Consider the following 995-nt stretch of genomic DNA (forward strand, 5'->3'; position numbering starts at 1 on the left):
CGTATTTTGTGGCGACCGCCACGTATGTTTCTTTGACCTTCGTAGCTCCCACTTTCTTTATTGAAGGGGGCTACTCCGATCAATGAAGACGCTTCTTTATTCGTTAAATATCCAAGTTCTGGCATGTCGCTAAGTAGGTTGAAAGCAACTACGTTACCAACCCCTGGCATGCTTTGTATGATGATGTTTTTGGCCTTGTACTCATCGCATTTTTCAATGAGCTTACTAAGTTTGCTATCGACTTTTTCTATCTGATTTTTAATGGCAGTTAATATAGGTTTGATAATACCCGAGATTTCTTTTGGCATAATCTGCAATCGGTTTTTTTCCATGGTTTGCATGGTCATGAGTTGCCTCCTTCGAGATAATAAATCGCTCATTAACTGCATGTTTTCTGGCTTTAATGTCGATAATGGTGGCTTAATGGCTTCGCCATAATGAGCAATTAACTGTGCATCCAGCTTATCCGTTTTAGCCTTACGACCAATAGCACCTGCGAACTTTCTTACATGCGCAGGGTTTGCGACTACAAAGGGTAAATCAGCTTGTGAGCATGCCATAATAAAAGCGTGTTCAAGTCGGCCTGTCGCTTCAATAACGATACGCATTGGTTTATGTGGTTTTATTTTTTTAATGGCTTCTTTAATGCCTTTATCATCATTAGTGACGGTGAAGTAAATATCTAATGGTCTGATATAAATATCGAGTTGAAACTTGCCTGTGTCGACACCGATGGTGATTTCTTTTTGATTGTTTGTGCAATTCATAATAAGCTGACTCCGCCTTGCTATTCGGGCTCGAGGCCCAGTTGACTATCCGAGTTTAATGCTTGGAGTCTTGTACAACGTTCATTCTTGCTAACGGTCTCTCAAATGAGGAGCCAGGCGTTACACGAACTGTTGTATAAGAAAGCCTTGGTTGCAGCCAAAGCTTGGGTCTCACACTACCCTAAAAGGTTTAAATGGTAATCATTTGATGGGGTAATTATCCATACA

The 995-nt window shown here is 40.8% G+C and carries 1 protein-coding gene; it reads right to left on the reverse strand.

The genetic code is table 11. The annotated features are described in order from the left end of the window. On the reverse strand, positions 1 to 767 hold a 767-nt coding region (locus CXF74_RS21435; RefSeq protein ID WP_101084676.1), incomplete at its 3' end, for an IS110 family transposase. Positions 768 to 995: the final 228 nt, after the last annotated feature.

Origin of the sequence: Psychromonas sp. Urea-02u-13, from assembly GCF_002835995.1 — a bacterium.
Classification (GTDB): Bacteria; Pseudomonadota; Gammaproteobacteria; order Enterobacterales; family Psychromonadaceae; genus Psychromonas.